The following is a 22,971-nucleotide window of genomic DNA, read 5'->3' as shown; positions in this document are numbered from 1 at the left end:
ACCTCGCTTTATAGCCGTGAATGGTTGTTCTTTATCACTTTATGCAAAGAGGTGGTCGAGTTATGAATGGAAAAGGGTACATTTTTAAATTCGGCTGGTGTAAGATGGAAGAAAAAGGAGGGGGAGCAGATGGACGTTTTATATGTGGAGGACGACCAAGAAATCGGTACTTGGGTGGAAAAGAAATTGAAGCAGGCAGGTTATCAGCCGCACTGGTTTATATCCGGGCAGAACTTGCCAGATGATTTGGAAGGCTTTGATGCTGTTGTGTTAGACGTTATGCTTCCAGGCTTGGACGGTTTCTCTTTAGGGCGGCGTATCAAACGCCAATATCCCAACCTGCCGATCATCATGCTCTCAGCTCGCACATCCATCGATGATAAATTGGAAGGGTTGGAATTCGCAGATGATTATATGACAAAGCCCTTTCACCCGGAAGAGCTGTTGAAACGTATCGAGATCCAATTGAGGAAGTACGAGCGGACGCCGGAGGAAACGATTCTCCTGCATCATTTGCGTATCCAGAAGAGCTGCCAAGTCATCACAGACGAGCGCACGAGCGAAGAGATCATCCTGACTGGGAAGCAATTTTACATATTCCATTATTTCTTACGTCATCTGAACCAAATACTTACGAAAGAACAGCTCTACGAAGGGGTCTGGGACGAACCGTACAGAGAAGGGGACAAAGCACTGATGGTTCACATTAGACACTTACGGGAGAAGATCGAACAGGATCCATCCCGACCTCAGATTATTGAGACGATCCGCGGAATCGGCTATCGGGTGAGAGCATGAAGGGGAAATGGCGTCAGTCCCTGCAAATCAAATATCTCCTGTTGATTGTCATCGCTCTACTCGTGTTTCCGGCGACACTTCCGTTCGTTTCGGCTCTCGTGTACGCTCCACCGATCATGATGCAAAAAATAAACGAGCCCGAGCCATATGGAAGTTACTCTACGATTGAGGACACGTGGCATGAAGAAGCAGAGGCGTTGTCTGGTGAGCAAGATGCCGACATCATCGAACGTCTAGGAGCTCTGCAAGAAAAATGGCCAGATTCCGGTGTTTTCTGGGTCGGGGAAGAAGGTAAGGTAATCTACCGGGAAAATGTGCAGACGGACATTCCGGAGCAATGGAGCCAAGCTTATACGGTACAGTTTATGAAGAAAAGCTACGACAGCGACCCGTTCACCGTAGTTGCCCCTATTGGAGAAGATGGGAATAGAGGGTCGATGGTCGTTCAATTGGACCGTGATCTTCTAGGTCCTCCGATTACAAGGCTCGATCGCAGTTATGATTTCTTATTGGTGATTGCCATCGCCATCCTCGCAATCGGATTCATTGTCCTATCCTGGTTCTTTTTCCGTAAGGTTCATGGGCGTCTTAAGCAATTGTCGGTCGCCATGGCCGAGCGTGGTCCGCACGGGCTTCCGGCACCAGTAAAGCGGACGGCGGACGATGAGATCGGTGAGCTTGAAATGAGCTTCAATCAGATGGTCAAAGAATTAGAAGAAAGCCGCGAACGGGAGAAACAGGAGGAAAGCATCCGACGTGAGTGGATCGCTAGTTTGTCGCATGATTTGAGAACGCCACTTACGACGATACGTGCTTCCCTTACGGAAGTGACTGACGAAGTGAAGAGCGAGAAAGGAACGCGTGCTCTTCGATCGGTGAACGATAAGATCGACTCCTTGAGTCATTTGATCGATAACTTGCTTTCTGTCACGCTGCTTACGAGTCACAAATATCCTTATGAGGAGAAGCAGGTGGAAATGAACCGCCTGCTCCGGCATAACGTCGCCCATTGGTATGCGATGTTCGAACAGAAGGATATTGAAGTAGAAGTAACGACAACGGAGGGACCGGTTTTATGGTCGGTCGACCCGAAATGGATAGAGCGGATTTTGGATAACCTTTTTCAAAACGTGATCCGACATGCTGCCGATGGGGGATATGTCGGCATCCATTTAGAAGAAGGGAAATTGGTAGTGGAAGACTTAGGACCGGGGATGTCGCGAGACTCCCATTCAAAAGGAGCCGGTGTAGGACTCACAATTGTCGATTTGATGGTTTCCTACATGGGGCTCGGTTGGAAAGCCGACTCCTCTCCTCAAGGAACAAAAATAACAATTGAAAACCCTGATTCTGAACAGGTGATCGGACGACTTGCATAGTGCAGTCGTCCGTTTTTTTTATATGATGCTTAAACAAAATTTAAACAAGGGAGAACCTCTGCCTTAAACCTGCGAGTCTATGATGAAAGTGGAGGTGGAGAGTATGAGTGAAATCATTTTGCAAACCAATCAATTAACGAAACAATTTAAAAAACAAACAGCCGTCCATCAAGTGGATCTGCGTGTTCAGAAGGGGGATATTTATGGGTTCCTGGGACCGAACGGAGCAGGGAAAACAACTACCATAAGGATGCTGCTCGGGTTGATGAAACCTTCGAATGGCGAGATTGAGATATTTGGTCAAACGTTTGATCAACACAAGCTAGAAGCACTAAGACGGATGGGTTCCCTCGTCGAAGCACCTTCTTATTATGAGCACCTGAGTGGCAGGGAGAACCTCGAAACGCTAAGGATCTTATTGAAAGCACCGAAATCAAGAATCGACGAGGTATTAGCAATTGTAAGGCTGACCAAAGACTCCGATCGCCCCGTTAAACAATACTCGCTCGGAATGAAACAGCGTCTTGGTATTGCGGCTTCCCTCTTAGGCGATCCTGAGTTATTGATTTTGGATGAGCCAACGAACGGACTGGACCCATCAGGAATACAAGAAATACGAGAGCTGATCAAGACCATGCCAGAAAAATACGGTATCACCGTCCTCATTTCGAGTCATCTATTAAGCGAAATGGAGCAGATGGCAACAAGAGTGGGAATCATTTCACGTGGGGAATTGATTTATCAAGGGGATATGGAGACACTGAAGGGCAAGGCGCTTCCTCAGGTGGCACTCCGCGTCAGCCAAGTGGAAAAGGCGAGGGGTATTCTTAAATCTTTAGGGTTGAACGCATGCAGCGAAGCAGGAAGTGTCTTGATCGAAAATGCATCGGACCAGGATGTAGCAGAATCCGTCGCCGCACTTGTTCATAAGCAAGTAGCTGTTTATCGCATTGAAGAACGCAGGCAGTCGCTCGAAGAGATCTTCCTCGACTTGACGAAAGGTGGGGAACTGAATGCTCCAGGCACTGCAAGCTGAAACATTAAAGCTGAAGCGTAAATGGTTTTGGTTCCTTGTCTTCCTTGGGCCGTTCGGCGTCATCGCTTTGCAGGTAGTGAACTACGGTGTCCGCTATGACTGGATTATGCGTACCTATCCGGATCAATGGGGCCGGCTTATATCGTTCACCAATCTTTTCGTCTCACCCGCATTACTGCTAGGGATGGCGATTCTTGCGTCCCAGCTCGCCACTCTCGAGCATAAACAGGGGTCCTGGAAGCAGATCCTTGCACTACCAGTGAGAAGGAGAGATGTCTTCGTCGCGAAGTTTCTAGTGATTGCTGGAATGATTTCTGTTTCTTCCTTCTTGTTATTCATCGGTACGATTCTCCTTGGTGCAGGGCTCGGTTTCGGATGGGACGCTCCTGTATTGGCTATTGCTGAGAACAGCTTCTATCCGATGCTCGCTGGACTGCCGATACTAGCGCTTCAAGTGTGGCTGTCGATTATAAAACAAAACCAATCCGGTCCACTATCAATTGGGATCTTCGGAGCTGTTTTTTCCATGTACAGTTACGAAGTGCCAAACTGGGTAATATGGAAATGGCCGCTCTTGTTTCCGGATAAGGATCCCTTTCCTTATGTAGCTATGGGGATCTTGGTCGGGGTGCTTGTCCTTGTGCTAGGCGTCATAGATTTTCAAAGGAGGGATATTGCATGATCGGATTGATGCAATCAGAATGGTTGAAACTCAAACATACGAAGGCGTGGTGGCTGTTATGGATCAGCCCGCTGCTTGCGGGCGTGTCAGCGAGCTTCGTCCCGATAGAAGGTGTGTTTCAATGGGAGAGGTTGCTGACGACGGGAGTATCTGTCCATGCGATATTGTTTCTGCCTTTGATGGTGGCTGTGTTCTCCGCCCTCGTGTGTCGGTATGAACATCAGCATAATAGCTGGAAACAATTATTCACGATGCCTGTGAAGAGAAAAAGTGTCTTTCTGGCGAAATACGTGATGGTGATGGGGATGGTCGCAATCAACCAATTCCTCTTTATGCTTGTCATTTTCGGAGTGGGGAAAGTAAGAGGAGTGGAAGGGATGATGCCTTGGGACCTTCTCGCGAGAAGTTTGGTCGGGGGATGGATGGCGACGCTGCCGCTCGCTGCTCTTACATTATGGGTTGCACTCGTCTTCTCCAGTTTCGCCGCCGCTATTACGGTGAACGTACTTTTCACCATGCCGAATATGTTTGTTCTGAATTCGGAGACGATCGCTCCGCTCTATCCATGGGCGCAGCCGTTCCTGATGATGCTTCCCCCGTCTGATAGTCTGTTTGGAGGGTTCTTTGTCTCATTAGAATCGTTATTGGTCGCTATCTTCGGTGGGGGGCTCGTTTTCTTTATAGGAGGACTCGTCAGCATCCAGCGAAAAGTTGTCTAGCGATGAAACCTCCTGTATTCCTTTGCGTATAGATAGGAAAGGAACGGAGGATGGGCATGAAAAGAAGAAAGCATTCCAGTCGATGGGAATGGGTGGTTGAAGTATTGCTATGGGTGCCGGAACTGCTCATTATGCCAGTTCGGATGTTGTACTGGTTGCTCCGGGGCATCGGGAAAGTAGTTATCAACTTGTTTGATGGAATCTAGGGAGGCTCTACTGAAGTCAGTGGGGTCTTTTTTATGCATAGAAAAAGACTCTGCTAGGACAGCAGAGTCTCTGTGTGTTTCTTTACACTTGTAGAAATTCCTCAATCGCTTCTGTTTTCAAGATGTTACCCACATAGAACTTACCGAATTCGCCGTAACGGGAAGTCACTTCGTCGAAGCGCATTTCATAAACAAGCTTCTTGAACTGAAGCGGATCGTGAGCAAATAACGTAACCGCCCATTCCCAGTCATCGAAACCGAAGGAACCGGTGATGATCTGACGGATTTTACCCGCATATTGACGACCTGTCATGCCGTGTTGATACATCAACTTGGCGCGGTCTTCTTTTTCTAGCACATACCAGTTATCGTTGCCTTGGCGGCGCTTGTCCATCGGATACACACAGATGTGGTTCCATTTCGGAAGCGTCGGCTTCAGGCGCGCCTGGATTTCAGGATCGTTCTCGTCTGCGTTGCCCATGTAGTTGGAGAGCTCGACGATCGATACATAAGAGTAAGCAGGCTTTGTGAACTCTGCCAACTTCGATTTATTAAAAGTGGTCTCGATTGCATTCAGCTCTTCCATCGTCGGACGCAGAATCATCATAAGAAAGTCTGCTTTTTGACCAACGATTGTATATAGTGCATGACTGCCTTCTTTGGCCTTCTCTGTTCCTTCCCAAGTTCCAACCATTTCTTTGAATTCATGGATTGCTTGTTCACGGTCTTCGTTACTTGCATACTTCCACGCCGTCCAGTCGATGGAACGGAAGTCGTGCAAGCAATACCAGCCATCCATTGTCGTTACTGCTTCTGGCATGGTGCGATCGCTCCTTTTTTTATAAAAAATTCTCCTGTTTCAATATAACACAGTTTAACGTAAGACTTCATTTTTCAGCTTTCGTTGGAAAGTGACTTATCCTCGGGGGAAAGTGACCTAACGTAAAGTCAAAGTGCCTTAGCGTAAATTAAAGTGACTTAACGCTAAACGAAAGTGCCCCAACGTCCAATCAAAGTGTCTTAACGCCTAAATCCCACTCTCTCACGAATGAGATCACCCGAAAGAGGGTAAAGTGAAATTGAAATCGCTTCCTTATAAAAATTCGAACCATACCACTTTCATTTGAACACAAAAGGTCTTATCATATATAACAGAAATGAAAAAATGGAGGGTTAAACATGAGTAACCTATTTGATACTTTGAAAGCAAAGATTGATGGAAAAGGCAAGAAAATCGTGTTTCCTGAAGCTTTGGACGAGCGTATCCTAACAGCTGCAAGCCAGCTTGGAGCCGACGGTCTAGTGAAACCTGTACTAGTCGGAAATAAAGAAAAAGTAGAACAGAAAGCAGCGGAAGTAGGCGTAGATGTTTCTGGAGCAGAAATTCTTGATCCAGCTAACTACGACGAATTCGACGAGATGGTAGCAAGCTTTGTTGAGCGTCGTAAAGGAAAAGCGACGGAAGAGAAAGCACGCGAAGTCCTTCAAGTGGCTAACTACTTCGGTACGATGCTTGTCTACATGGGCAAAGCAGACGGTCTTGTAAGTGGTGCTGCTCATTCAACAGCGGACACAGTTCGCCCAGCACTGCAAATCATCAAGACGAAGCCTGGAATCAAGAAGACTTCCGGTGTGTTCGTGATGGTTCGCGAAGAGGAGAAATATGTATTCGCTGACTGTGCGATCAACATCAACCCGGACAGCCAGGACCTAGCGGAAATCGCGCTAGCAAGTGCAGAGACAGCAGCTCTATTCGACATCGACCCGAAAGTTGCGATGTTGAGCTTCTCTACTAAAGGTTCCGCCCAGTCTCCGGAAACAGAAAAGGTTTCAGAAGCATTGAAGCTTGCGAAAGAACAGAATAATAATCTTGTCATCGATGGTGAGTTCCAGTTCGACGCAGCCTTCGTTCCTTCTGTCGCAGAGAAGAAAGCGCCAGACTCTCCATTGAAAGGCGAAGCGAATACCTTTATCTTCCCGAGTCTTGAAGCTGGAAACATCGGCTACAAAATTGCACAGCGTCTCGGTAACTTCGATGCAGTAGGTCCTGTCCTTCAAGGTCTTAACCAACCAGTAAACGACCTATCCCGCGGATGTAACGCAGATGATGTGTACAAGCTAGCCATCATCACAGCAGCTCAATCCGTTCAATAATAATTACTGAAAACCACGGCTTTACATGGCCGTGGTTTTTCTTTATTTAAAAAAAAGCGCTGGACCTCTATTTGAGGTTTTCCAGCGCTTTTGCATTCCGTTTGATCATCTGCTCAAACCGTTTCTCGAAATTCTCCATTTCTTTTCCTTCCAACGGGTCTGTTACGATATGACCGGATAAATCGTAGAGCTTTCGTAATACACGATCGCGTACGTCCGCGACTGTCATCGACGTGCCGAGCAGCTCGTTCATAGAGGCCATCACGCCCGGGTCGATATCCGGGTAGGTGAAGCGGGTCTCTTCTCCTTTTTTACTCACTTCATAAAAACTCTTCAGCAGCTGTGCCCGTTCCGCACCACTTCCCGTCACGTCCAAATAAATTTGCACGGCTGAGCCATTTTTGACACGACGCTGCGAGATTCCGGCGAATTTCTTTCCGTCTATGCTCAAGTCGTATGTCCCTGGGCAGTAAGAGCGGGTGATTTCATAGGCCTCGATATCGGTGGTTAAGTCTTCAAACAATAAATGAATGAACGAAACCATCGCATCGTAACCTTCGTGTATGTTTACGCCCTCTTGGTTCGGGAAGATGAGGGATAGGTTTAAGACGCCTTCATCCAGCACGACAGCTAGTCCACCTGAGTTACGGACGATGACTTTGTACCCTTCAGATTCGAGATACTCGACACCTTCCTCGATGTAAGGAAGTCTGGCGTCCGGAATTCCGAGTACGATCGTATCGTGGTGGACCCAGAGGCGAGCCGCTGTCGGGCTGGAACCTTCGCCGACAGAAATCGCCAGTGCATCATCGGTCGCAAACGACTGCAGTGCGTTGAAGTTCGGACCGAGGCTGCTCTGGTCGATGAAGCGGTAAGCGCCCGTTTGTAGTAATGTATGGGTTTGTTGCATATTGATAGCTCCTTCACGTTTACAATGTTGCTACGTTCCTAGTATATCAAAGAAACTACCGATTCATCGAAATATGGTCTACTCAACGGGAAAAGATTTTGATAAAATGTTGAACCTGTGACCCTCTTTAAGAGAGGGTCCGGTTATGGAAAATCCAATATATGTGAAAGTCAAGACGTTTTCTTGTCTTGTGAAAAGGTATATAATAGTAAAAAATGTCGAGTGGAAAGGAAAAGCTGATGGCTTATCGTGATGAGAAGTTAAGTGAAGAAAAGGTGTTTAAAGATCCCGTTCACCGCTACGTTCACGTACGGGACCGTGTGATCTGGGATTTGATCGGGACAGCTGAATTTCAAAGACTTCGCCGTATTAAACAGTTAGGGACATCCTATCTGACCTTTCACGGCGCAGAGCATAGCCGTTTCAATCACTCTTTAGGTGTGTATGAAATTGTGAGGCGCATTATCGAAAACTTCAAAGATCGGCCGAATTGGGATGATGAAGAACGCCTGCTTTGTTTAAGTGCGGCACTGCTTCATGATTTGGGTCACGGTCCTTTTTCCCATTCCTTTGAAAAAGTGTTCAAGCTCGATCATGAAGATTTCACGCAGGCGATCCTGCTCGGAGATACGGAAGTGAATCAGGTGCTCCGTAGAGTGGAGGAGGGCTTCCCTGAGAAGGTGGCAGACGTCATTAACAAGACGTATTCCAACAAGCTTGTCGTAAGCTTGATCTCGAGCCAGATCGATGCCGATCGTATGGATTACTTGCAGCGGGATGCGTATTTCACTGGTGTAAGCTATGGTCACTTCGATATGGAAAGGATTCTCAGGGTCATGCGGCCGATGGAGGATCAGGTCGTTGTGAAGGAAAGCGGGATGCACGCGGTGGAAGATTATATTATGAGTCGCTACCAGATGTATTGGCAAGTGTACTTCCATCCTGTCACACGCAGTGCAGAAGTCATCCTGACGAAAATTCTACACAGAGCGAAGGAGCTCTATGAGTCGGACTACACATTCAAACTAGAGCCAGTCCATTTCCTTTCCTTTTTTGAAGGGAAGCCGAACCTGTCTGAGTATTTGGCGCTTGATGAAGCCGTCACGCTTTATTACTTTCAGACGTGGATGCAGGAAGAGGATCCGGTGCTTAGTGACTTGTGCCACCGGTTTGTTAACCGGAAGTTGTTCAAATATATCGAGTTCAACCCGAACTCTCAGATGAATGAATGGATGGAGTTGTACAAGCTGTTCCAAAAAGCGGGGCTGAATCCGGATTATTATCTAGTCGTCGATTCAAGTTCTGACCTGCCGTATGATTTCTACCGGCCTGGTGAGGAAGGGGAGCGGCTACCAATTCACTTGCTGCAGCCGAATCAGGAACTCAAAGAACTTTCCAGACTATCAGACATCGTAGAATCGATCTCCGGAAAGAAACGGACGGATCATAAATTGTACATCCCTCTCGACCGCCTGCAGGAGATGTCCAATCGTAGTAAGACGAAGAAGCGGATTATGGAAATATTGTATGGATAGGAGTGAGCTTCCATGTTAGAGAATCACGCAAAGTTGATGCAGTTTTTCTCAAGCACGGATGAAGTTGTCGGGCGTAAGAAGCTTCAGAAGATGATTTACATACTGAAAAAGTGTGAGATCCCATTTGAAGAGCGCTACCAATTCCATTTTTACGGCCCGTACTCAGAAGAATTGACGTTACGGGTCGAAGAGATGTGCAACCTTGGATTTATCAGTGAGACGAAAGAAGAGAAGAAGAACTATTACCAGTACCGTTACAAGTTGACGGATAATGGGAAAGCTTTTCTCGAACACTATGAAAATAATATGCCGCCGCTTCATGAGCATATTGCAACGATGAACGAAAAGAGTTCCCGTTTTCTTGAGCTCGTCTCTACGATGTTGTTTTTCGAACACCTTCCGAAAGAAGAAGTGAAGGAAAAAGTTTACACCGTCAAGAGCACCCAGAATTATACAGATGAAGACTTGGAAAATGGATGGGAATTTATTGAAAAACTCCGGACCATCCATTAAGATATAGGATAGATATACTGGTACATTCAGTATATCTATTTTTTTATTAACTGATATCTGAAAAATATGAAAATAGGGGTCGAAGAAAATGAAAATAGTGAAGTTCTTCTTTTATTACATACTCGGGATCATTGGGATCCTACTGGTTAGTACGACACCTGCTTTGTTCAGGCAGGGATCCCTGTTCAATTTGTCAGCTTACTTTGCAGAGTTCAAAATGCTAGTGGCGAGTCTGTTTCAGCCCTCTGATTGGGTCTATCTCTTTAAAGGGAATCCAGTCCCGTTATTCGACTACCTATGGGAACCTTATCGATATTCGATGACGCTCTTTTTTGCTGGAATCATTTTAGCCTTTATTCTTGCCTTTCTATTTGCACTCGGAACGATGTTCTTGCCAAAGTGGGCGAAGTCGACAATTGAGCGCTTATTGAATCTGCTCGAGTCGATTCCGGATCTCTTGCTTGCATTCTCTCTTCAGCTTTTCATCGTCTGGCTGTTTAAACAAACAGATATCTTATTCATAGACTTCGCCTCCGTCGGAGAGGACAAAATTTATACCTTACCGATTCTTGCGATTTCAGTCCTGCCGATGATTATGATGTACAAGATCATCCTCATGTTGATGGACGAAGAGATGTCCAGGTCTTATGTCCAGATGGCGAGAAGTAAAGGGTTAGAAAAAGGTATGATATTGAATGTCCACGTCGTCCGCAACATCATGAAAAATATTTTCTATCATTCCAAGATCATGATTTGGGTATCGCTATCCAGTTTGTTCATATTTGAGTACATATTCAATATCAATGGCATTACGACAGCCTTCTTCCAGGATTTCAGGCCGATTGTCACGTCCGCAATCCTACTGATGCTGTTCACACCATTCTTCATCATTTACCAAGGGACAGAGCTGTTCATCTTTAAGGACCGCAGCGTTTCAAAAGAAATCAACTGGAATATGAATACCTTCGTGGGCAGTCCCAAGTTCAAGGGCGGAAGTGCTAAATGGTTTACACAGATGCTGAAGGAAGTGGGCGCCCATTTCAAAAATGGTAAATTCCTGATCGGTTTTCTCGTGATTACCTCGCTGCTTGTTTGGAGCATTGTCTACACGATGACCGCAGACCCTCTTGTAGACAAGTTCTACCATATTTATGAAAATGACAAGCTGGTCAGCGCCGCCCCGCATTCGCCGGAGTATGTATTTCTAGGAACCGACGAGTTAGGATTCAGCATTTTCGATCAGCTGGTTGTCGGAGCGAAATATACGATACTATTTGCGCTGGCTGTCGCATTCTTCAGAATGCTGATTGGCTTTATTCTCGCTATTCCGTTCGCCTTTTTCTTTCCGCCTAAACTGCAGCGGGTTTTCGAGAAATTGGTAGACGGTATGCATTTCTTACCGATGACCTTGATTGCTTACGTGTTGTTGATGCCTGTATTGAGGATGCCGATGGGAGGATTCACTACAACGGAATTCGAACGGATATTGTATCAGGGAATCATTATGACGATTCTAGTTGTACCACTCGTCATGACGCTATTCGGAAACGAGATGAAGCTTCTAATGAAAGAGGAGTTCGTGATGAGTACGAAGGTGATGGGAGGAAGCTCGGTCCACTTGTTGAGAAAACACCTCCTGCCACATCTAAGCAGCCGGATGGGAGTGGTATTCGGTCAACAGTTTATCCAGACGTTGCTGCTGTTGATCCACCTCGGCGTATTCAACCTGTATTTTGGAGGGACGAAGCTGACCTTCTCAAGGTATCAAAATGATCCACCACGGTCGATGACTAATGAATGGTCGGGACTGATAGGAGCATCCAAAGATTCATTGATGACCGGTCGCTGGTGGTATATCATTCCTGCACTTGTTTGCTTTGTCATCCTCATTTTCTCGATGCAACTGATTATCTCCGGCATCAAAGAGGTGCAACAAGTCAGGGTAGGGGTGCCGATTGAGCGTTCCAACTGGTTGCGCAAGGTATGGGGTAGGAGAAGATCGAAATCTCAACAAGAAAACACTGATCCAAAACCGGAGGATTTCGTGTTTACGGATGAAGTCTGGATAGAACGTCGGAAACAAGGTTAGAGAGGAGGATGTAACATGAGGGTGCTTTCGTTCTTGTTTTATTATGTATTAGGTATCGTAGGCATTGCTCTGATCAGTACGATGCCTGTTCTGTTTCAAGACGGGGCGTTTTTCAATATATCGCTTTATTTATCTGAGCTGAAAAGGTTATTCATCATGATGGTAACCCCTTCGGACTGGGTGTATTTCTATAAAGGGCATCCTGAGCCGATATTCGGGTTTCTGTGGAGGCTATATCGATATTCGATGACCTTGTTCTTGTCCGGAATTGTGCTCGGTTTGACGCTCGCATTCTTCTTAGCGCTTGGTACGATGTACATGCCGCGCTGGGTCAAAAGAATGATGGAGCGTGTGCTGCATCTGTTCGAAGCAATTCCTGATCTGTTGCTTGCCTTCGGTCTGCAAATACTGATCGTTTGGTTTTACAAACAATCCGGTATCATTGTTATGGACTTTGCGACAGTGGGACAGGACCGCATTTATGCTCTTCCGATCCTGACGATTGCTGTCCTCCCTACGGTGATGATGTATAAGGTCATCATGGCGTTGATGGAAGAAGAGATGACGAAGTCCTACGTTGATATGGCGAAAAGTAAGGGCCTTGTCAAAAGCAGGATTTTGAACATCCATATGATGCGGAATATCGTCAAAAGCATGTTTTATCATTCTAAAATCATTGTATGGGGGGCGCTCTCAAGCCTGTTCATCTTTGAATACATTTTTAATATAAATGGTATCACTTGGGCCTTTTTGAGTGATTTCCGTCCATTCGTGACCGCCGTTATCTTGATATTGTTGTTCACTCCGTTTTTCTTTCTTTATCAAGGGGTGGAAACGTTTGTCTTTCGCGATGATTCGATGATGAGCGTTCCGACTGTAAGAATGAATCATTTTCTCGGCAGCATTTCACTTAAAGGGCAAGGAAAGTCATTCAAACGGGTGATGAAGGAGTTTGCAGCCCACTTCAAAAATCCGAAATTCTTGGCAGGGTTTCTGATCATCGGGACAATGCTTACCGTCAGTTTCATCCACACGTTTACGGCCGACCCACTCATTGAGCAAACGATCCTTATATACGATGAAAATGGCAAACTGGTGAGTGCCAATCCGCACTCTCCGGAATTTGTATTTCTCGGTACTGATGAGCTGGGCTTCAGCATTGTCGACCAGCTGCTGGTAGGAGCTAAATACACGATTCTCTTTGCTCTGGTCGTCGCTTTCTTGCGTATGATAGTAGGATTTATATTGGCAATTCCCTTCGCCTTTTTCTTCCCGCCCAAGCTGCAGAGGGGAGTGGAAAAGTTAGTTGATGGCATGCACTTCCTGCCGCTCACGATCATTGCTTACATTGTGCTGAAGCCGGTCCTGGATTTCACTCCGGGAATGGATGATTCGACGCAGTGGGAGCGTATTTTATATGAAGGGACGATGCTGACGCTTCTCGTCGTGCCGCTTGTCATGATTCTATTCGGGAACGAAATGAAGCAATTCTTGAAAGAAGAGTTCGTCATCAGTACGAAAGTGATGGGAGGGAGTTCGGTCCATTTACTTTGGAAACACCTCTTGCCACACTTGAGTGCACGGATGGGAATCGTGTTCGGTCAGCAATTCATCCAGACGCTATTGCTTTTGATTCACCTTGGTGTGCTGGACGTCTTCTTCGGTGGAACGATTATCTATCCACCTGATCCCCCGCGCTCTTCCACGAATGAATGGTCCGGATTGATCGGAGCGGCGAAGAACTCGTTGATGACAGGTAACTGGTGGTACATCGTTCCGGCCCTTGTCTGCTTCATGGTTCTTATTATCGCTATGCAGCTGATCATTGCCGGGATCAAAGAGGTTCAACATATCAGGGTCGGAGTTCCGATCAAACGCACGTCCTGGTGGAAAGGTCTACTTACGAAGAGGAAAAAGGAAGAACAGACCCCCTCTTCTGTTCGGGAAGAAGAATTTGAATTTATCGAGGAGGAGCTAGCAAGGCGTAGGTCTGGTTGAGCTCTGTACAGATATAACAGAAAGCCCGCGATGGATAGTTCCACCGCGGGCTTTCTGCTGCCGTTATGTATGTGTATGGCTTGGGCCGAATGCCCCTTTTAGTGATAGATCTGTTCTCTACTTATTCCACACCTTTTCTGAAATCCCTTTTTTTCGACAAAAATTTTCTGTAAGGCCTTCTCCTAAAAAGTGACTTTAGAATATGTTAGAATAAGGACAAACTGTGAGTCTGAAGAGGAGGACCCGCTACGATGAAAGAGTTCGATCAATTTAAGAACAAAGACGGAAACGATAAAAAGAAAAATCAATTCACCATTCTAAAAGACGATTCGACGGATGGACACGGTGGTTACGGTGTCGGTTCAATCAGTCTTGAGAACATGACGCCTGTCATTGTCGACCCGAACGAAGGAGAAGCCTTCATCGATATGGGTGCCCTTCACGCCAGAAGTAAGGTGGAGAAGCGAATTAAATTTCTTCCGAACAAAGAAGAAGTCCCGAATGGCCTTCTGTACTGGATCGCCTGGATTACAGTCGATCACCGTGAAGGAGCAGGAGCAGGCTACTACGGTGTCGCAGCAAGTGAACTCCGTGTCGATCGTTCCATCAAGCGCGGCTACAAGCTGATGCCAGAGCACGTGAACCATATGGATAAGTCCTTGAAAGGTAAATTTGCCGTCGATCATATGGACGAAACGTCTAAGAAACTACTCGGTGAATTCCTCCGCGATTTCAAACCGGAACTATGGGAAAACACGAGTGAAGAACTGAAAGACGCCTTAGGCGTCTAATAAGTCACGAAAAACCACAGGGTCTCCTGTGGTTTTTTAGGTTGTCTGGGAAAGTACAGTCGGTATTTTTAAGTGCGGTCTGTTTCTCCAACCTCCATCATAAGAAGCCTGAACCTCTTTGCCTCACTAGGTTGGCTGTACCAAATGAAGGTTAATCCTGTGTATCGCTTGGTTCTGTTCCTACAAATTCTCGCATAGTGGGGTGGAAAACAGGGAGACTCCTGCGGGATGCACGGACAACGGCGAGACCCCACAGGGCTTTAAGTCCGAGGAGGCTCGGCGTCCGCCGCGGAACGCGACCTGTTTTCCACCCCACGGCCCACTTTTTTTTATAACAGAACCGTTCTTCCAACCTTTTTTATGCTCTAACGCGCTTGGCGTCAGACTTCGGCAAAACTTTCCGCGAAATACCAGTTTACGCTCGGCCCATTTATGATAGAATAAGAACAAATGTTCGTGTTACAAGGAGGAGCAGTAATGGGTCAGCAGAACCGCGATCGAGGATCAATCAAATGGACATCTCTCATGCTACCGGAGCACGTTGAGATGATCCGCAATTTGTGGAAAGAAGATGAGCGAGTAGAGAAGGGGATGTTGGATGAACAGAAGGCCGTCGAAATTGATTTCTTGTTGCAACGTGCTTTGAGTGATGATCTGACGGTGCGTGTCAAAGTCCATAACGGGTTCGATTACGATGAATTAAAGCTGAAAATGAAACAGGTGAACAAGCTCGAGCGCAAGGTTTATGGAGTGGACTGGGCGACGAAGGATCCGGTTGTTATTTCACTGGACCAAATCTCTGATATATCGATTGTGTAATCCGTTCACAAAATGTTCACAAAAAAACATCCAAAACTTAGAAGTCGAATCTTGACGGAGACAGATGCGGGTAATATATTAAGTAACACATGGGTTACACATGTATTACTAGGACAGAAAAAACGACCGGATGCTCACCGGTCGTTTTTTCTGTCTTTTTTTATTTAAGATTGATTAGAAGATCCAGTCCACTACATCTTTGAACCAAGGATCATCCTTGAATTCATCTTCGAGGTCGTCCTCGCTTCGAGTGTCATCACTTCCACAGACGTTTTTAGGAATGTCTTCTTTCTTCATATACATAAGCCGTTCTTGCGGGCAGTTCGGGCCGGAACGGTAGCCGGTTTCCGGATCGATGTAGACGCCCTTCACGCCAGGTGGTGGTGTGAAAGCAGCTGGCGGCATCGATTCGTGTATTGTCTCCATCGTGGAGGCCCAAATATTTTTGGCATAACGTTTTTCGTTAAAATCAGCAAGTGGTTTATTCCCGTCGTCATGACCGATCCATACGGCAGAGACAAGCTGCGGGCTGAAGCCGATCATCCAGCTGTCGTGATCGGTCGTTCCGGATTTACCGCCATACATACGTGTCAGTTTCCCTTGGATAGGGGACCCTGTAACAGGTGCATAATCAGCGCTTAAGGCAGAATCGAACATGCCTGTCATCATGTGAGTGACGGTAAAGGCCAGGTCTGGATCGATCGGGTCGTCTTCATCATAAACTGGCTTGTACTCATACAGCACATTGTCATGGCGGTCGGTGATTTTCTTGATCGTATGTCCTTTTAGTGATTCGGACCCTTTGACCATTTTTCCATACCCTTCGATCATTTCGTAAAGCGAGATGTTCGCCGCTCCAAGAGCAAGCGAAGGGATAGGTTTGGTGGAGGTGGAAATTCCAAATGTCTTCAGTGTATTGACCAGTTTGTCGGGACCAATATCCAAATGCGTTGTAACGGCGTAAATATTATCCGACACAGCCAGTGCCTGTGCCATCGTGATTGGCTTTTCAGCGTATTTATTGTTGTAGTTGGACGGTGTGTAGCCATCTTCTTTTCCTTGCCATTTGAAGGCCGTTTCCGTACTCTCTCTCATCGTGACAGGAGAATCGCCTTCTTTCAGCGCGGCGTAATAGAGAAACGGCTTGATCGTCGAGCCAACATGTCGTCTTGCTTGTGTCGCGCGGTTGTAAGAACTTTCACTGTAATCGCGTCCGCCTACTAGAGCAGTAATGCCCCCGGTCTCACTATCCATGACGGCAGCGGCCACTTGGGCATCTTCTTCCGCTGGCATGGCGGCATCCACTTTTTCCTCTAAAATCTTCTGGTGGTCTTCCACCAGTGTGGTGTAAATATGGTATCCGCCTGTTTGGACCGCTTCCCGTTCGATGTCTAAGATCCGTGCCGCTTCTGTCAGCACTTGGTCTTGAAAGTATGGTGCCACGTCTTTTTTCGTTTGGTCGGTTTGATCGGAATAGGTCAGGCTTGCAGTGATTGCTTCCGATTTCTCATCGCCAGTAATGAACCCGCTTTTCTCCATTTCGCGTAAAATCAGCTCTTGGCGTGATTTGGCGTTCTCTGCGTTTGCGAGGGGAGAGTAGTAACTCGGGCCTTTCGGGATGCCTGCGAGCATCGCTGATTCAGTAAGGGTCAAGTCTTCCGCCGATTTGTTGAAAAAGTAGCGGCTAGCGGCTTCGATTCCATACGAGCCGTGCCCGTAGTAGATCGTGTTCAAATAACCTTCTAGAATCTCATCTTTGTTGTAGAAGATTTCTAGACGAAGGGCATATAAAGCTTCTTGGATTTTCCGTTTCCACGTCTTGTCGTGCGATAGATACAAGTTCCGGGCATATTGCTGGGTGATCGTACTGGCCCCTTCGACCATCTGCATATGCTTAAGGTCAGTCAACGCAGCGGAAGCCATCCGTCGCAGGTCGAAACCGAAATGATCATAGAATCGCCTGTCCTCAATTGCAATCGTCGCCTGCTTGATCGAATCCGGCATATCATCAATGTTCATCCAATACCGTTCTTCCGCTCCGTGGTCCTCGCCGATGACGGTGTCCCCTTGGCTGTAATAAACGGTATTCTGCTCGGTCATTAAAGAGGGAGGTCCTTGGACGATGGCATAGCCGAACAAACCGACAACCCCGATAAGCGCAAGGAGCGCTGCGAAGAGCGTGAATTTCGCCCCGCGTTTGATCCATTTGAAAGTAAACCGAATAAAAAAGAGCATTCTTTTATACTCCTAACTGTTAAGAATGTATAAAGACTGCTATTATTATGTGAGAATATGTATATTTTTAAACCTATGAAAGAGGCGAAGCACACATGGCAACATGGTTTACAGAGAAACAGACGGAGAACTTCGGCATTACAGCTAAGGTGAACCGCTCTTTGCATAAAGAACAAACCGATTTTCAAGAATTAGAAATGTTAGAGACAAAAGAATGGGGCAACATGCTCGTACTTGATGACATGGTCATGACGACGGAAAGAGATGAGTTCGTGTATCACGAAATGGTGGCACACGTCCCGTTGTTCACCCACCCGAGTCCGAAGAACGTACTCGTAGTAGGCGGAGGAGACGGCGGAGTGATCCGTGAAGTCTTGAAGCACAAGAGTGTAGAAAAAGCGACACTTGTCGAAATCGACGGAAAAGTCATTGAATACTCTAAGCATTATCTGCCTTCCATTGCAGGAGCATTAGAAGATGAGCGCGTTGAAGTGAAAGTGGATGACGGGTTCATGCACATCGCAAAAAGTGAGCGCGAGTACGACGTCATCATGGTTGACTCTACAGAACCGGTCGGACCTGCTGTGAATCTATTTTCAAAAGGATTCTACGAGGGGATCTCGAAGGCGTTGAAAGAGGACGGAATCTTCGTTGCACAGACGGACAACCCTTGGTTCAAAGCTGACTTGATCCGCCAGGTGTATGGTGATGTCAAAGAAACCTTCCCGATCACCAAAGTGTACACAGCTAATATTCCGACCTATCCAAGTGGTCTGTGGACATTTACGATGGGAAGTAAAATCTATGATCCACTACAAGTAGCAGAGGAGCGCTTTGAGGAGCTCGATACGAAGTATTACACAGAAGAGATCCACAATGCCTGCTTTGCTTTACCGAAATTCGTAAAAGATTTAACGAAGGAGTGAGCACCATGTTGTTCGATGAAAGCTACTCTGGAAAAGTGTTCATCATGAGCCGTGCGACAGAAGAGGAAGCAGACACCGTCATCTACGGCATGCCGATGGACTGGACGGCGAGCTTCCGTCCAGGTTCCCGCTTCGGTCCAGGAAGAATCCGGGAAGCATCCATCGGGCTTGAGGAATACAGCCCGTACTTGGATCGTCACTTGGAAGAAATCGATTACCATGATGCAGGCGATATCATGCTGCCGTTCGGGAACGCCCAGCGAAGTATCGACATGATCGAATTGTATATCGACCGCCTATTGGATAAGAACAAGATGCCACTGGGTCTTGGTGGTGAGCACTTGGTGACATGGCCGGTTCTAAAAGCAATGTATCGCAAATATCCGGATCTAGCCGTGATCCACATCGACGCTCATGCAGACTTGCGCGAAGAGTACGAAGGAGAGCCATTATCCCACTCGACTCCGATCAGAAAAGCATGCGAGTTGATCGGTCCTGAAAACATCTACTCCTTCGGCATCCGTTCCGGCATGCGAGAGGAATTCTCCTATGCCAGAGAAAGTGGCATGCATATGTCCAAGTTCGAAGTACTCTCTCCGCTTGAGCAAGTACTCCCGTCACTCGCAGGTCGTCCGGTGTATGTGACCATCGACATCGATGTGCTCGACCCAGCTTTTGCCCCAGGCACAGGAACGGCGGAAGCGGGAGGCATTACGTCTAAAGAGCTGCTCGGAGCTATCCACGAAATCTCCGACAGCGAAGTCCAGGTTGTCGGCGCAGACTTGGTCGAAGTAGCACCAGCTTACGACCCGACCGAACAAACCCAGATTGCCGCAAGCAAATTCGTACGTGAAATGCTTTTGGGCTTTACGAAATAAATGATACGATAGAGACAAAGCCACCTTTAGGGTGGTTTTTCTATTTGGTAAAAAGGAGTCAGGAATATGGATAAAAAAACGATCGGTATTATCGTGGCTTATACAGTGATCATGGGAAGTCTATTGTTCGCCACATTCGGTCTAAATTGGAACCCGTCTGGCTATGACTATACTATCGACGGCGAAACGTTAACGATCGAGCGTGGCTTATTTTCCCCTGAAGTAGAAGAAAGTAATATCTCAGATAACCAGTCGGAAGCACTGTTGTTCTATTTGGAGTTGTCTAAAGAACGGAGTCAGTGGAAGGTGGACTTGACCGTCATCGGCTTGTTGCTGCCATTCTTACTGTTGATGTTCGTTCCGGCAAAGCGCCCATTCAAAGAGAAGGTGCCGAAAAATTGGTACCGTTTGATCGTGAGTGGTGCAGCGGTACTTTATATTGCTTATAGTGTAACGCAGCATGTGGAGATCATTGAGCAAATCAATGAGTATGCGAAGCCGCTGTTGTAGGCCGGGTTGAGTTACGTGGAGGTGGAAGACGCGCGCAAATCGAGAAAATCGCGCGCAAATCGGGAGAATCGCGCGGAAAAGCAGGAAGTCGCGCTGAAATCGAAAGAGTCGCGCAGAAAAGCAGGAAGACGCGCGCAAATCGGGATAATCGCGCGGAAAAGCAAAAAGTCGCGCCGAAAACACGAAACCAGCACCCGAACCAAGCAAGCACCACACCCCCTTGCGTTTTTTCTCTCGAATTCTTATAATAAATAAGTTATAGTGTACGAAAAATTTTTATGAAAGGCGGATGGACATGCCTAGTAACGCAAAAGACGTTCAGGTCAAGCTCGTAACGGAAATCCGAGATGAGGATGAAAGACAGACGATGGAAGTAACGGAATCAGGTCAGTTTTTCCAACGTGGTGATACACAGGTCTTGACTTTCACGGAGCACCCGGACGAAGGTGATGCGATCAAGACGATGGTCACGGTGAAACCGAACCATGTGAGCATCAAGCGGAGCGGTGGTGTCGAGATGCGCCAAGTTTTTCAAAAAGGACTCGAAACAGAGAACTTATACCACCATACGTATGGTGATTTTCATATGAGAACGTTCACGGAAGAGTTGGAGTTTCTGTCACTTGAGGAAGCTCCTGTCGGAAAATTATCGCTGAAGTATGAAATGACGTTAAACCATGAAGTGACGCAGGCGCACCGCTTGACGTTGACGTTTGAGGAGGAGAGCTGAATCATGAACATTGTGGAACAGATGGAACAGACGCTGAAGGATGAAGTCGTTCGTGCCGTCCTTGCAGCTGAGCTTGCGACCGAAGAGGAAATGCCGGACGTTGTTCTAGAGCAGCCGAAGGATAAGGCGCACGGAGATTACGCGACGAACATGGCGATGCAGCTTGCCCGCATTGCGAAGAAAAACCCACGCCAGATTGCAACAGAGCTTGTCGAGCAGTTCGATAAATCGAAAGCATCTATTGAGAAGATCGACATCGCTGGACCAGGGTTCATCAACTTTTACATGAACAACCAGTACTTGACGAAGCTTGTGCCGACGATCCTTGAAGCAGGGGAGGAGTACGGACGTACGAGCCACGGCAATGGTCACAAAATCCAGATCGAGTTCGTATCCGCTAACCCGACGGGAACGCTTCACTTGGGTCACGCACGCGGTGCGGCTGTCGGTGATTCTCTATGTAATGTGCTCGATGCAGCGGGTTACGATGTATCTCGTGAGTATTACATCAACGATGCTGGTAACCAGATGGCGAACCTGGCTCTTTCTGTGGAAGCCCGCTACATGCAGGCGCTCGGCAAAGAGTGGAACATGCCTGAGGATGGATACCACGGCGCGGACATTATCGGTCTTGGTCAAACGCTTGTTCAAGAAGAAGGGGACAAGTGGGTGGAAGCTTCTGAAGAAGAACGCCAGGAGTACTTCCGTCAGTACGGTCTTACATTCCTTTTAGATAAAATCAAGACAGACCTTGAGGAATTCCGAGTTCCATTCGATAATTGGTTCTCTGAAACGTCCCTATACCAAGGCGGCCAGATCCAGGAGGCGCTCGACGTCCTGAAAGAGAAGAACTATGTCTATGAGAAAGACGATGCTACATGGTTTGAAACGACGAAATTCAGTGACGACAAGGACCGCGTTCTTATTAAAAATGACGGCACTTATACGTACTTGACGCCGGATATCGCTTATCACAAGAATAAGCTCGACCGCGGATTCGATACGCTGATCAACATTTGGGGAGCAGACCACCACGGTTACATTCCACGAATGAAAGCAGCGATCCAAGCACTTGGCTATGAGGAAGATACACTTGAAGTGGAAATCATCCAAATGGTCAACCTGTTCCAAGACGGGGAAAAAGTGAAGATGAGTAAACGTACTGGTAAAGCCGTAACACTACGCGAGCTGATGGAAGAGGTCGGAATCGACGCGATGCGCTACTTCTTCTCCATGCGTTCTAGTGACTCACACCTTGACTTTGATATGGATCTTGCCCGTTCTGAGTCGAACGAAAACCCTGTCTTCTACGTACAATACGCGCACGCACGCATTTGTACAATGCTGAAACAAGCAGAAGAAAAAGGATTCACAGCAGACGACTTCGACGGAAGCTATCTGACGGCGGAAAAAGAAGAAGACCTTCTGAAACGTCTAGGTGAATTCCCGCAAGTTGTCTCCGATGCAGCAGACAAGCGTACGCCGCACCGCATCACACAATACGCATTCGATCTTGCATCCAACTTGCACAGCTTCTACAACGCTGAAAAAGTATTGGATGAGGATCACAAAGAGCGTACTGCAGCGCGCCTGGCACTGATGAAGGCCGTACGCACAACGCTTCAGAATGCATTGAAACTGATCGGTGTTTCTGCACCAGAACAAATGTAATAGAAAGCTGAAAAACGCAAGGTACCTGCGGATCCTTGCGTTTTTCTTTCTGTTAAGTCTTAGTTTGTTTTTATTGGTAATAATGGAAGCGTTATCTTGTGGTTTTTAATCAACAACGTAAGGCCTGGAGTTTTCTAGCTGTCTTTATCAGTGAAGAATGACCATGAAAGGGCAGATAGAACCGTTGTCTCTGCCCTTATAAAGGGGGAACTATCCTGAAAAGGCAGATAAAGCCGTTCTCTGTGCCCTTTTACAAGAAAAAGCAGATTAAGTCCTTATAATTGTGTAAAAAGAATAAGCCATCATCATTCCGACCACAATGTTTTTACCGCTAAAAACTTGTGCAGGAGGAATAATGATGACTCACTTTCAGTTTAACCTAAATATGGATG

General features: G+C 46.9%; 21 protein-coding genes. 18 read left to right on the top strand and 3 right to left on the bottom strand.

Going from position 1 to position 22,971, the window contains the following annotated elements; genetic code table 11:
- Positions 1 to 129: 129 nt before the first annotated feature.
- The 6 genes from E4663_RS10785 (at position 130) to E4663_RS19785 (ending at position 4,820) form a co-directional block, all read left to right on the top strand.
- Positions 130 to 798 carry a response regulator transcription factor gene (locus E4663_RS10785; RefSeq protein ID WP_135327622.1) on the top strand — a complete coding sequence of 223 codons (669 nt, stop codon included), beginning with the start codon at positions 130 to 132 and terminating at the stop codon, positions 796 to 798.
- Positions 795 to 2,177 (top strand): sensor histidine kinase, encoded by a 1,383-nt coding sequence (locus tag E4663_RS10780; protein ID WP_135327621.1) that lies wholly within the window; start codon positions 795 to 797, stop codon positions 2,175 to 2,177. The genes E4663_RS10785 and E4663_RS10780 overlap by 4 nt, the downstream gene beginning before the upstream one ends.
- 103 nt (positions 2,178 to 2,280) lie before the next feature.
- Entirely contained in the window at positions 2,281 to 3,213 is a 933-nt protein-coding gene (locus E4663_RS10775; protein WP_135327620.1) for an ABC transporter ATP-binding protein, read from the top strand.
- A complete protein-coding gene (locus E4663_RS10770; RefSeq protein WP_135327619.1) occupies positions 3,191 to 3,895 on the top strand; it encodes an ABC transporter permease in 705 nt (234 codons plus the stop codon). The genes E4663_RS10775 and E4663_RS10770 overlap by 23 nt, the downstream gene beginning before the upstream one ends.
- On the top strand, positions 3,892 to 4,614 hold the full coding sequence (locus E4663_RS10765) for an ABC transporter permease (protein WP_135327618.1): 723 nt from the start codon (positions 3,892 to 3,894) through the stop codon (positions 4,612 to 4,614). The genes E4663_RS10770 and E4663_RS10765 overlap by 4 nt, the downstream gene beginning before the upstream one ends.
- Positions 4,615 to 4,670: 56 nt before the next feature.
- The gene (locus tag E4663_RS19785; protein ID WP_158290480.1) at positions 4,671 to 4,820 is read left to right on the top strand and encodes a hypothetical protein; all 150 of its coding nucleotides are present in this window, start codon (positions 4,671 to 4,673) and stop codon (positions 4,818 to 4,820) included.
- A gap of 82 nt (positions 4,821 to 4,902) precedes the next feature.
- Here E4663_RS19785 and hemQ read toward each other — a convergent pair whose 3' ends face one another.
- Positions 4,903 to 5,640, bottom strand: coding sequence for a hydrogen peroxide-dependent heme synthase (gene hemQ / locus E4663_RS10760; RefSeq protein WP_079477900.1), 738 nt, complete (start codon positions 5,638 to 5,640; stop codon positions 4,903 to 4,905).
- 359 nt (positions 5,641 to 5,999) lie between these two features.
- Between hemQ and pta the strand changes: the two genes are divergently transcribed.
- Positions 6,000 to 6,974, top strand: coding sequence for a phosphate acetyltransferase (pta, locus tag E4663_RS10755; RefSeq protein ID WP_135327617.1), 975 nt, complete (start codon positions 6,000 to 6,002; stop codon positions 6,972 to 6,974).
- 67 nt (positions 6,975 to 7,041) lie between these two features.
- Here the strand turns inward: pta and lipL are convergent, their stop codons facing one another.
- Positions 7,042 to 7,884, bottom strand: coding sequence for an octanoyl-[GcvH]:protein N-octanoyltransferase (gene lipL / locus E4663_RS10750; RefSeq protein WP_135327616.1), 843 nt, complete (start codon positions 7,882 to 7,884; stop codon positions 7,042 to 7,044).
- A 239-nt stretch (positions 7,885 to 8,123) separates the two neighbouring features.
- Here lipL and E4663_RS10745 point away from each other — a divergent pair, with 239 nt between their 5' ends.
- The 6 genes from E4663_RS10745 to E4663_RS10720 all read left to right on the top strand — a co-directional run bounded on the left by E4663_RS10745 (position 8,124) and on the right by E4663_RS10720 (position 15,629).
- A complete protein-coding gene (locus E4663_RS10745) occupies positions 8,124 to 9,419 on the top strand; it encodes an HD domain-containing protein (protein ID WP_079477903.1) in 1,296 nt (431 codons plus the stop codon).
- Positions 9,420 to 9,431: 12 nt separating this feature from the next.
- Positions 9,432 to 9,932, top strand: coding sequence for a YwgA family protein (locus E4663_RS10740; RefSeq protein ID WP_135327615.1), 501 nt, complete (start codon positions 9,432 to 9,434; stop codon positions 9,930 to 9,932).
- Between the two features lie 88 nt (positions 9,933 to 10,020).
- Entirely contained in the window at positions 10,021 to 12,021 is a 2,001-nt protein-coding gene (locus E4663_RS10735) for an ABC transporter permease subunit (protein ID WP_135327614.1), read from the top strand.
- A 15-nt stretch (positions 12,022 to 12,036) separates the two neighbouring features.
- Positions 12,037 to 14,019, top strand: a complete 1,983-nt coding sequence (locus tag E4663_RS10730; protein ID WP_135327613.1) for an ABC transporter permease subunit — start codon at positions 12,037 to 12,039, stop codon at positions 14,017 to 14,019.
- Between the two features lie 251 nt (positions 14,020 to 14,270).
- Positions 14,271 to 14,810 carry a YwhD family protein gene (locus tag E4663_RS10725; protein ID WP_079477907.1) on the top strand — a complete coding sequence of 180 codons (540 nt, stop codon included), beginning with the start codon at positions 14,271 to 14,273 and terminating at the stop codon, positions 14,808 to 14,810.
- 477 nt (positions 14,811 to 15,287) lie between these two features.
- Positions 15,288 to 15,629 (top strand): YolD-like family protein, encoded by a 342-nt coding sequence (locus tag E4663_RS10720; protein WP_079477908.1) that lies wholly within the window; start codon positions 15,288 to 15,290, stop codon positions 15,627 to 15,629.
- Between the two features lie 174 nt (positions 15,630 to 15,803).
- Here the strand turns inward: E4663_RS10720 and E4663_RS10715 are convergent, their stop codons facing one another.
- Complete coding sequence (locus E4663_RS10715) at positions 15,804 to 17,864, bottom strand: transglycosylase domain-containing protein (RefSeq protein ID WP_135327612.1); 2,061 nt, start codon at positions 17,862 to 17,864, stop codon at positions 15,804 to 15,806.
- Positions 17,865 to 17,959: 95 nt separating this feature from the next.
- On the opposite strand from E4663_RS10715, the gene speE reads away from it, so the two are divergent.
- The 5 genes from speE to argS all read left to right on the top strand — a co-directional run bounded on the left by speE (position 17,960) and on the right by argS (position 22,579).
- Positions 17,960 to 18,790 (top strand): spermidine synthase, encoded by an 831-nt coding sequence (speE, locus tag E4663_RS10710; protein WP_079477910.1) that lies wholly within the window; start codon positions 17,960 to 17,962, stop codon positions 18,788 to 18,790.
- A 5-nt stretch (positions 18,791 to 18,795) separates the two neighbouring features.
- Positions 18,796 to 19,668, top strand: coding sequence for an agmatinase (gene speB / locus E4663_RS10705; protein WP_079477912.1), 873 nt, complete (start codon positions 18,796 to 18,798; stop codon positions 19,666 to 19,668).
- A 66-nt stretch (positions 19,669 to 19,734) separates the two neighbouring features.
- Positions 19,735 to 20,178 (top strand): hypothetical protein, encoded by a 444-nt coding sequence (locus E4663_RS10700; protein WP_135327611.1) that lies wholly within the window; start codon positions 19,735 to 19,737, stop codon positions 20,176 to 20,178.
- 295 nt (positions 20,179 to 20,473) lie between these two features.
- Positions 20,474 to 20,908 (top strand): YwiB family protein, encoded by a 435-nt coding sequence (locus tag E4663_RS10695; protein ID WP_079477914.1) that lies wholly within the window; start codon positions 20,474 to 20,476, stop codon positions 20,906 to 20,908.
- Positions 20,909 to 20,911: 3 nt separating this feature from the next.
- On the top strand, positions 20,912 to 22,579 hold the full coding sequence (argS, locus tag E4663_RS10690) for an arginine--tRNA ligase (protein ID WP_135327610.1): 1,668 nt from the start codon (positions 20,912 to 20,914) through the stop codon (positions 22,577 to 22,579).
- Positions 22,580 to 22,971: the final 392 nt, after the last annotated feature.

The organism is Halobacillus salinus (genome assembly GCF_004684905.1).
GTDB lineage: Bacteria > Bacillota > Bacilli > Bacillales > Halobacillaceae > Halobacillus > Halobacillus salinus.
Note: the sequence above shows the minus strand (reverse complement) of the source record. Positions and strands in the feature narration are given on the sequence as shown.

Excerpts from the sequence above, each read along its gene's own strand:
- E4663_RS10785 (WP_135327622.1), top strand. The coding sequence starts at position 130 with ATGGACGTTTTATATGTGGAGGACGACCAAGAAATCGGTACTTGGGTG.
- E4663_RS10780 (WP_135327621.1), top strand. The coding sequence starts at position 795 with ATGAAGGGGAAATGGCGTCAGTCCCTGCAAATCAAATATCTCCTGTTG.
- E4663_RS10775 (WP_135327620.1), top strand. The coding sequence starts at position 2,281 with ATGAGTGAAATCATTTTGCAAACCAATCAATTAACGAAACAATTTAAA.
- E4663_RS10770 (WP_135327619.1), top strand. The coding sequence starts at position 3,191 with ATGCTCCAGGCACTGCAAGCTGAAACATTAAAGCTGAAGCGTAAATGG.
- E4663_RS10765 (WP_135327618.1), top strand. The coding sequence starts at position 3,892 with ATGATCGGATTGATGCAATCAGAATGGTTGAAACTCAAACATACGAAG.
- E4663_RS19785 (WP_158290480.1), top strand. The coding sequence starts at position 4,671 with ATGAAAAGAAGAAAGCATTCCAGTCGATGGGAATGGGTGGTTGAAGTA.
- hemQ (WP_079477900.1), bottom strand. The coding sequence starts at position 5,640 with ATGCCAGAAGCAGTAACGACAATGGATGGCTGGTATTGCTTGCACGAC.
- pta (WP_135327617.1), top strand. The coding sequence starts at position 6,000 with ATGAGTAACCTATTTGATACTTTGAAAGCAAAGATTGATGGAAAAGGC.
- lipL (WP_135327616.1), bottom strand. The coding sequence starts at position 7,884 with ATGCAACAAACCCATACATTACTACAAACGGGCGCTTACCGCTTCATC.
- E4663_RS10745 (WP_079477903.1), top strand. The coding sequence starts at position 8,124 with ATGGCTTATCGTGATGAGAAGTTAAGTGAAGAAAAGGTGTTTAAAGAT.
- E4663_RS10740 (WP_135327615.1), top strand. The coding sequence starts at position 9,432 with ATGTTAGAGAATCACGCAAAGTTGATGCAGTTTTTCTCAAGCACGGAT.
- E4663_RS10735 (WP_135327614.1), top strand. The coding sequence starts at position 10,021 with ATGAAAATAGTGAAGTTCTTCTTTTATTACATACTCGGGATCATTGGG.
- E4663_RS10730 (WP_135327613.1), top strand. The coding sequence starts at position 12,037 with ATGAGGGTGCTTTCGTTCTTGTTTTATTATGTATTAGGTATCGTAGGC.
- E4663_RS10725 (WP_079477907.1), top strand. The coding sequence starts at position 14,271 with ATGAAAGAGTTCGATCAATTTAAGAACAAAGACGGAAACGATAAAAAG.
- E4663_RS10720 (WP_079477908.1), top strand. The coding sequence starts at position 15,288 with ATGGGTCAGCAGAACCGCGATCGAGGATCAATCAAATGGACATCTCTC.
- E4663_RS10715 (WP_135327612.1), bottom strand. The coding sequence starts at position 17,864 with ATGCTCTTTTTTATTCGGTTTACTTTCAAATGGATCAAACGCGGGGCG.
- speE (WP_079477910.1), top strand. The coding sequence starts at position 17,960 with ATGGCAACATGGTTTACAGAGAAACAGACGGAGAACTTCGGCATTACA.
- speB (WP_079477912.1), top strand. The coding sequence starts at position 18,796 with ATGTTGTTCGATGAAAGCTACTCTGGAAAAGTGTTCATCATGAGCCGT.
- E4663_RS10700 (WP_135327611.1), top strand. The coding sequence starts at position 19,735 with ATGGATAAAAAAACGATCGGTATTATCGTGGCTTATACAGTGATCATG.
- E4663_RS10695 (WP_079477914.1), top strand. The coding sequence starts at position 20,474 with ATGCCTAGTAACGCAAAAGACGTTCAGGTCAAGCTCGTAACGGAAATC.
- argS (WP_135327610.1), top strand. The coding sequence starts at position 20,912 with ATGAACATTGTGGAACAGATGGAACAGACGCTGAAGGATGAAGTCGTT.